This window comes from Carboxylicivirga fragile (assembly GCF_050589805.1).
GTDB classification, from domain to species: domain Bacteria; phylum Bacteroidota; class Bacteroidia; order Bacteroidales; family Marinilabiliaceae; genus Carboxylicivirga; species Carboxylicivirga fragile.
In genome coordinates this window covers 68,195-75,764 of sequence record NZ_JBNGOY010000028.1, presented here as the reverse complement: position 1 = coordinate 75,764, position 7,570 = coordinate 68,195, and the positions used below count along the sequence as shown (strand labels likewise).

5 protein-coding genes are annotated in these 7,570 nt (G+C 39.2%); all 5 read left to right on the top strand.

Features of this window, described 5'->3' with window-relative positions:
* Positions 1-372: 372 nt before the first annotated feature.
* The 5 genes from ACRD7B_RS13560 (at position 373) to ACRD7B_RS13540 (ending at position 7,537) form a co-directional block, all read left to right on the top strand.
* The gene (locus tag ACRD7B_RS13560; protein ID WP_430825111.1) at positions 373-1,545 is read left to right on the top strand and encodes a THUMP domain-containing class I SAM-dependent RNA methyltransferase; all 1,173 of its coding nucleotides are present in this window, start codon (positions 373-375) and stop codon (positions 1,543-1,545) included.
* 136 nt (positions 1,546-1,681) lie between these two features.
* Positions 1,682-2,635 carry an NAD(P)H-dependent flavin oxidoreductase gene (locus ACRD7B_RS13555; RefSeq protein WP_430825110.1) on the top strand — a complete coding sequence of 318 codons (954 nt, stop codon included), beginning with the start codon at positions 1,682-1,684 and terminating at the stop codon, positions 2,633-2,635.
* Positions 2,635-3,873, top strand: a complete 1,239-nt coding sequence (locus ACRD7B_RS13550; RefSeq protein ID WP_430825109.1) for a M16 family metallopeptidase — start codon at positions 2,635-2,637, stop codon at positions 3,871-3,873. Before ACRD7B_RS13555 ends, ACRD7B_RS13550 begins: the two co-directional genes overlap by 1 nt.
* 6 nt (positions 3,874-3,879) lie before the next feature.
* Positions 3,880-5,157 carry a M16 family metallopeptidase gene (locus tag ACRD7B_RS13545; protein WP_430825108.1) on the top strand — a complete coding sequence of 426 codons (1,278 nt, stop codon included), beginning with the start codon at positions 3,880-3,882 and terminating at the stop codon, positions 5,155-5,157.
* Between the two features lie 139 nt (positions 5,158-5,296).
* Positions 5,297-7,537: a RelA/SpoT family protein gene (locus ACRD7B_RS13540; protein ID WP_430825107.1), complete on the top strand. Its 2,241-nt coding sequence runs from the start codon at positions 5,297-5,299 to the stop codon at positions 7,535-7,537.
* Positions 7,538-7,570 lie beyond the last annotated feature (33 nt).

The following is a 7,570-nucleotide window of genomic DNA, read 5'->3' as shown; positions in this document are numbered from 1 at the left end:
TCTCAAAAGTGAATTTAAAATCCAGACAACTTATAGATTAAAACTTAACCTTTATTTCTACCCCTCCAAACCTCCCCTAAAGTGGAGGCTTAAGTGCGATAGCTATCGCACCCCTTCAGGGGAATCGAAGATCGGCAAAGCCAATTAGGGGTAACATATATTTAAGCTAGTTATAAGTTTCAAAGATTCTTTTTTGACTTTTGAAACATCCTCTTTTTAATTTTCATTAACTAAATCTGAGCCTTAAGCCTCTTGCTGCTTGAGCTAAGTTTCGTAACTTGCGCCCAGTTTAATTAAACGGAGAATCTGATAAAAAACGATCATTTAAAAGGTTAAAGGCTCGGGTTTTATTTCACATTACGGGAAAAAGATATGCAATTATTGATTAAAACTTTCCATGGCTTGGAAAGTGTGTTGGCAGATGAGCTAAAAGAACTTGGCGCATCAAACATTGAAGTACTAAAAAGAGCTGTATCCTGCTCTGGTGATAAAGAGCTAATGTACAAGGCCAACCTGCATCTACGCACTGCTTTACGCGTTTTGATGCCTATCGCTAACTTCAAAGCGAATAACGACGATCAATTATACAAGAAAATTTACGATTTCGATTGGTCGCAATTCATCAACAACAAAACAACTTTTGCCATTGATGCCGTTGCATTCTCCGACACATTTAAGCACTCGAAGTATGTGGCACTAAAAGCTAAGGATGCCATTGTTGATCAGTTTCGTGATAAAACAGGTGCTCGCCCTTCAATAGACACCGACCAGCCAAATGTTCAAATTAACATACATGTTTCTAGCGAGCAATTTACAGTTTCATTAGATAGCTCTGGCGAATCTTTGCATCGTCGTGGTTACCGTGATCCAAATCACAAGGCGCCTTTAAACGAAGTTCTGGCTGCCGGAATGCTTAAAATAGCTGGATGGCATAAGGACATTCCTTTGCTAGATCCGATGTGTGGTACCGGTACTATCTTAATGGAAGCCGCCATGTTAGCTTGCGATATGCCACCTCAGTACAAGCGTAAACACCTTGGCTTTATGGGCTGGGTTGATTACGACAAGGATTTATGGTTAGCCTTACACAAAGAAGCAGAAGAAAAAATCCATTATCCTAAAGTAAATATCGTTGGTGGCGATAATTATCCAGACGCAGTAGATATTGCCAAGCAAACCTCTTTAGATTTCCGTTTGAACCGCCAGATTCGTATTGTACGTTCTGATTTCAAAGAGAATTTACCAACTGCCCCACGTGGTATGATGATTACAAATCCTCCATACGGAGAGCGCTTGGAGAAAGGTGACATTAATGGTTTTTACCGTTCAATTGGTAGCCATCTTAAAAAGAACTTTAACAATTGGCAAGGATGGTTAATCACATCTAACTTCGAAGCATTAAAGCATTTTGGTTTAAGAACTTCATCAAAACACACCTTATATAACGGCCCTCTTGAATGTAAATTTGTGTCCTACGATTTATTCGAAGGCGAAATGAAAGCTTTCAAGAAAAAAGTGAATCGCAGCCGTCGTATCAGAGAGTAATAAAAAACAAACACATATTTAAATCGGGTTTAGTGAACAAAAATCATTGAACCCGATTTCTGGTTTAAGTTTAAAATAAGGAATTGTTCTCTTTTACAGATAAACGTTAGAGAATTGTTCCCCAAATAACAAAGTCATGAATAGAGTAACGGAACTTTTTAATATAAAATACCCCATTGTACAAGGTGGAATGGTTTGGTGCAGTGGATGGAAATTGGCTTCAGCAGTAAGTAACAATGGTGGACTAGGTCTGCTTGGCGCTGGTTCGATGCGCCCTGAAATATTACGCGAGCACATTCAGAAAATGCAAAAGGCTACTGACAAACCTTGGGGCGTAAATGTGCCCTTACTATATCCTGACATCGACCAACTTATTCAGATATTGATTGAAGAGAAGGTTAAAATCGTTTTTACCTCGGCGGGCAATCCAGCTAAATGGACTGGCCTATTAAAAGAAAACGGCATGACCGTAGTGCACGTTATTGCCAATGGTCGTTTTACCAAGAAATGTGAAGATGCCGGCGTTGATGCCATCGTTGCAGAAGGTTTCGAAGCAGGTGGACATAATGGCCGTGAAGAAACAACTACGCTTACACTGATACAACATATTCGTCAATTAACCTCACTGCCATTAATTGCAGCAGGTGGAATAGGCACAGGAAAAGGAATGCTCACTGCCATGACCTTAGGTGCTGACGGCGTACAAATAGGCTCTTTATTTGCCGCATCCGAAGAATCATCGGCACACAGCGAATTTAAAAAGTGCATTATTGAAACGGGCGAAGGCGGAACACAATTATCCTTAAAAAAATTAGCTCCTGTCCGATTGATTAAAAATGCATTTTTCGAGCAAGTACAGAAAGCTGAGCTGGAAGGTGCCTCAGCGCTTGACTTACAAAAATTACTTGGAAAAGGCCGTGCTAAAAAAGGTATTTTCGAAGGTGATATGATTGAGGGAGAATTGGAAATTGGTCAGATAGCTACACTCATTAACGAGGTGAAGCCAGTAAAAGAACAAATGACTGAATTACTCAAGGAATATAACGAAGCCAAGCAGGAAATTGCTAACAACACCAGATTCCAGTTTTAATGATTAACATCGAGAAGAGAACTTTAGCAAACGGATTACGTGTAGTTGTTCATGTGGATAAAAGCACACCACTGGCAGCCGTAAACGTACTATACAACGTTGGAGCCAAACATGAGCAAATAGACAAAACAGGTTTTGCGCATCTATTTGAACACCTAATGTTTGGTGGCAGTAAAAACATACCATCATACGACGAACCACTTCAACGAGTGGGTGGCGATAACAACGCCTGGACTAACAATGATGTAACCAATTACTATTTAACGCTTCCTGCTGAGAATCTGGAAACGGGATTTTGGTTAGAATCGGATCGCATGCTGGAGCTTGATTTCTCTGAACAAAGTTTGGAGGTACAACGCAAGGTGGTTATCGAAGAGTTCAAACAGCATTATTTAAACCAACCTTACGGCGACATTCCTCTGTTGGTTGGTCCCTTAGCTTATAAAGTGCATCCTTACCAATGGCCAACTATTGGTAAGGACATCGCTCATATTGAGCAGGCACAACTGCAAGATGTGAAGGATTTCTTCTATAGTCATTACGCACCCAACAATGCCATATTAACCGTAAGTGGAAACGTTGATCCTGACCAGGTATTTAAGTTAGCTGAGAAATGGTTTGGCGAAATTCCGAAACGAAAAATAGCTCAAACCATCATCCCTGTTGAACCTGAACAAACCGAAGAACGCCAATTAAGAGTGGAACGAAATGTTCAGGCCGATACCATACAGATGATGTATCACATAGGAGGTAGAAAAGACGATGATTTCTACACCTGCGATTTACTTTCAGATGTACTTTCTAATGGTTCGTCATCGCGCATGAATCAATCGCTCATTAAAGACCAACAGCTTTTTAGCGATGTTAATGCCTACATATCTGGCGATCACGATCCCGGCTTATTCACTGTAACAGGTCGCCTGCTTCCATCAACAAATATGGAACAGGCCGAAAAAGCCATCAAAGTTGAACTGGATAAAATTAAGACATCGGCAGTTAGTGATTACGAGTTGCAAAAGGTGAAGAATAAAATAGAATCATCGTTGGTTTTTTCTGAAATAAACTTTCTGAATAAGGCAATGAACTTGGCCCAATTCGAATTACTTGGCAAGGCTGAGGAAATAAATAATGAAGTGGAGAGATACCGAGAAGTTACGAAAGAAAACATTCTTGATCGTGCTCAAAAAACATTTCGATCTACTAATTGCTCCACTTTATATTACCATTCAAAAGCTTAAATTAAGATGTCATTAAATCGCCAATCAGCACCAGATTTTAAAACAGTTGATCAATTCAACTTATTACCAATTGATACTTTTGAATTGGATAATGGAATAAAAGTTCATCTTTTACAAGCAGGTTCACAAGAGGTTGCTAAAATTGATTTCCTTTTCCCAGCAGGCTCGATTCAGGCCAATAAATCACTTTTATCATCGGTGTGCAACAAAGCTATTTGCGAAGGAAGTAAGAAATACACTTCAAGTGAGATATCTGAAAAGATTGATTTTTACGGCGCATACATTGGGCAACAGGCACAGTTCCACCATGCCATTATTACCCTTATTTCGCTCACTCACTTTTTACCCGAAACACTCGAAATACTTGAAGATATAATTAAGCACCCTACTTTTGAGCAAAAGGAAATTGATACCATACTTGAAAAACGTAAACAAGAATTTCTGATTGAAGGTGATAAGGTAAAAACAATTGCCACCCGCGCTTACACACAAAATGTATTTGGTAAAGAACACCCTTACGGTAATTACCTTGAATTATCCGCCTTTGATGACATAAGTCGCGAAGACTTGGTAGACTTTCATAAAAAAGCATACATACCTACTGGAACTCATATTATAATATCGGGGCAGCCAGGCGATAAAATCCAACAATTATTAAATAAACATTTTGGTCAGCAATGGTCCGATGCCTCACCATTAAAGGATCGCAAGCCTGAACCTCAAAGCGAGATTAAAAAGAATATCTTCATTGAAAAGGCCGATGCTCTACAATCGGCCTTGAAAATTGGTCGGCCATTATTCAACAAGCTCCACCCCGATTTTCATGGCATGCAAATTCTGAACACCATACTAGGGGGGTATTTCAGTTCACGTTTAATGACCAACATTCGTGAAGAAAAAGGCCTGACCTATGGTATTTCATCCTTCATAATGACCTATAAACATTCGGGCTTCCTTGTTATTAGCACCGATGTTAAGGCCGAAAATAGAGAATTAGCGGTTAAGGAAGTTTTCAATGAATTGAAACGATTACGAGAAGAACTCATTAGCGAGGACGAACTCACACTGGTTCGTAACTTTTTAAGTGGAGATGTCATCCGTAATTTTGACGGCCCATTTGCCACATCTGACAACTACCGTGGCTTACTCGATTTGGATATATCTCCTGAATACTTCCACGATTTCTTTGATAAGTTAATGAGCATTAACGCAAAGGAACTCCAAGTTTTAGCCAAAAAATATTTACAAGAAGAAGATTTCATTACTGTAGTTGCAGGTAAATAAGCACAACAGCCAGCATCAATTCTGTAATATTTTTGTTCCATAAATAATAAAACTATTTAAATAAACTTATTACCACAATACAATCATTGTTTCAGTCAAGAGAATTAAGTATTTTAGTTCGCTTTAAACGCCAATGTGAATGACGGAAAGGGAAGAAGAAGTAATGATACAAGAGCAGTTTGACAAATTGATGCAGGCTTGCCCGCGTTGTCAAACCGAAGAGAATAAAAAACTTGTTACCAAGGCTTTTGAATTAGCTCACGAAGCTCATAAAGGCATGCGCCGCAAATCGGGCGAACCTTATATTATTCATCCCTTAGAAGTAGCACGAATTGCAGCAGAGGAAATTGGCCTTGGAACAAAAGGCGTTGTGGCTTCCATCCTACACGATGTTGTTGAAGACACCGATTATACCGTTGAAGATCTTCAGAACATGTTTGGTGAAAAAATTGCGTCCATTGTTGCGGGCTTAACCAAACTTGAAGGCGTTTTCGATCAAAGCAGTTCATTGCAGGCTGAGAATTTCAGAAAACTTCTGCTCACCATGGTAGAAGATGTTCGTGTTATATTGATCAAATTAGCTGATCGTCTTCATAACATGCGTACGCTTAAATCGATGCCCGACCATAAACGGCTAAAGATTGCTGGTGAAACCATATACTTTTATGCGCCATTGGCTCATCGTTTGGGCCTTTACACCATAAAATCCGAATTAGAAGATCTAAGCCTAAAGTACGAGTTACCAAAGGTTTTTGAAGAGCTGAACAGTAAGGTAATAGCCAGCGAAGAAAAACACGTCGATTTCATTAATAGCTTTAAAGCACCTATTGAGGAGCGACTAGAATCGGAAGGTTATCGCTTTGAAGTAGTAGGTCGTCACAAGTCCATCTATTCCATTTGGAGTAAGATGCAGAAAAAGAGCCTACCCTTCGAAGAAATATACGATGTATTAGCGATTCGAGTTGTTTTCGAACCCAAATTACAGCTTCCCGAAAAAACGCAATGTTGGGCTATATATTCAATGATTACCGATATCTACAAGCCCAAACCTGACCGCTTGCGCGATTGGGTTTCTACCCCTAAAGCAAACGGTTATGAAGCCTTGCACAGTACGGTTATGGGGCCAAATGGAAAATGGGTAGAGATACAAATTCGCACTCAGCGCATGGACGATATTGCTGAACGTGGATTTGCCGCACACTGGAAATACAAAGGACAAAAAGAGAAAGAATCGGAACTGGATAAGTGGTTGGAGATGATTCGCGAATTATTGGATAATCCCGATTCGGACTCGCTCGAATTTTTAGATGATTTCAAGCTCAACCTCTTTGCTTCCGAGATAATGATTTTCACGCCTAAGGGTGATGTAAAAGTATTACCTAAAGGAGCTACGGCACTTGATTTTGCTTTTGATATACATACCGATATTGGTTATAAATGTATCGGAGCCAAGGTGAATTTCAAATTGGTCCCACTAAGTTACACGCTTAAAAGTGGTGACCAGGTCGAAATCATTACATCAGCCAAGCAGCAACCTAAGTACGATTGGCTAAGCTTTGTAACAACTGCCAAAGCAAAAACACGTATCAAAGAAGCCTTCAAGTCGGAACGAAAAGAACTGATTGTAAAAGGAGAAAAAGTACTCGAAAAGGCACTTCAAAAGAAAAAGTTATCCATAAATTCACGCATCCTTAAGAAGTTGATGGATCACCATAACATTGCTAAACGCGATGAACTGTATTTTAGAATAGGTAAAGGAAATCTGAAACTCGATAACCTACCTAAAATCCTCAGTATAAAAACAAGCAACAAGTGGATTAGATACTGGAAGTTATCTCTTGGAATGAGCGGTGGAAACAAGCAGGAAGGAGATGAAAATCATGATTCTGAAAAAACTATAGAAGCAAAACCTTCAAAAAAGAAACAATTGGTATTATCGGACAATAACGATAACGACCAATTTACTATTTCACAGTGCTGTAATCCAATACCGGGCGATGACATCCTGGCTTTTTTAGATGAAGATGAGAAGCTAATTTTACATAGCAGAAAGTGTCCGGTTGCCATTAAACTAATGTCGAGCCAAGGCGATCGCATTGTATCGGCTCAATGGGAATCGCACAAAATACTATCTTATTTAGCTTTGATTAATCTGAGTGGAATTGACCAAATGGGTATCGTTAGTAAAATCACTAAAGTCATTTCCGAAGATCAAAATGTGAACATGCGCTCAATAAACATCGAAAGTCATGATGGCATATTTGAGGGCAACATCTATTTATACATCCACAATACAGAAGATTTAAATAACCTTATTTTCAACATCATGAAAATAAAAGGCGTGCATAATGTAACACGGCAGGAAAGAATAAAAGGCTGATTTATAATAATTCTAAACAAGAGTTTTTATTTA

Coding starts and splice junctions, on each gene's coding strand:
- ACRD7B_RS13560 (WP_430825111.1), top strand. CDS start 373: ATGCAATTATTGATTAAAACTTTCCATGGCTTGGAAAGTGTGTTGGCA.
- ACRD7B_RS13555 (WP_430825110.1), top strand. CDS start 1,682: ATGAATAGAGTAACGGAACTTTTTAATATAAAATACCCCATTGTACAA.
- ACRD7B_RS13550 (WP_430825109.1), top strand. CDS start 2,635: ATGATTAACATCGAGAAGAGAACTTTAGCAAACGGATTACGTGTAGTT.
- ACRD7B_RS13545 (WP_430825108.1), top strand. CDS start 3,880: ATGTCATTAAATCGCCAATCAGCACCAGATTTTAAAACAGTTGATCAA.
- ACRD7B_RS13540 (WP_430825107.1), top strand. CDS start 5,297: ATGACGGAAAGGGAAGAAGAAGTAATGATACAAGAGCAGTTTGACAAA.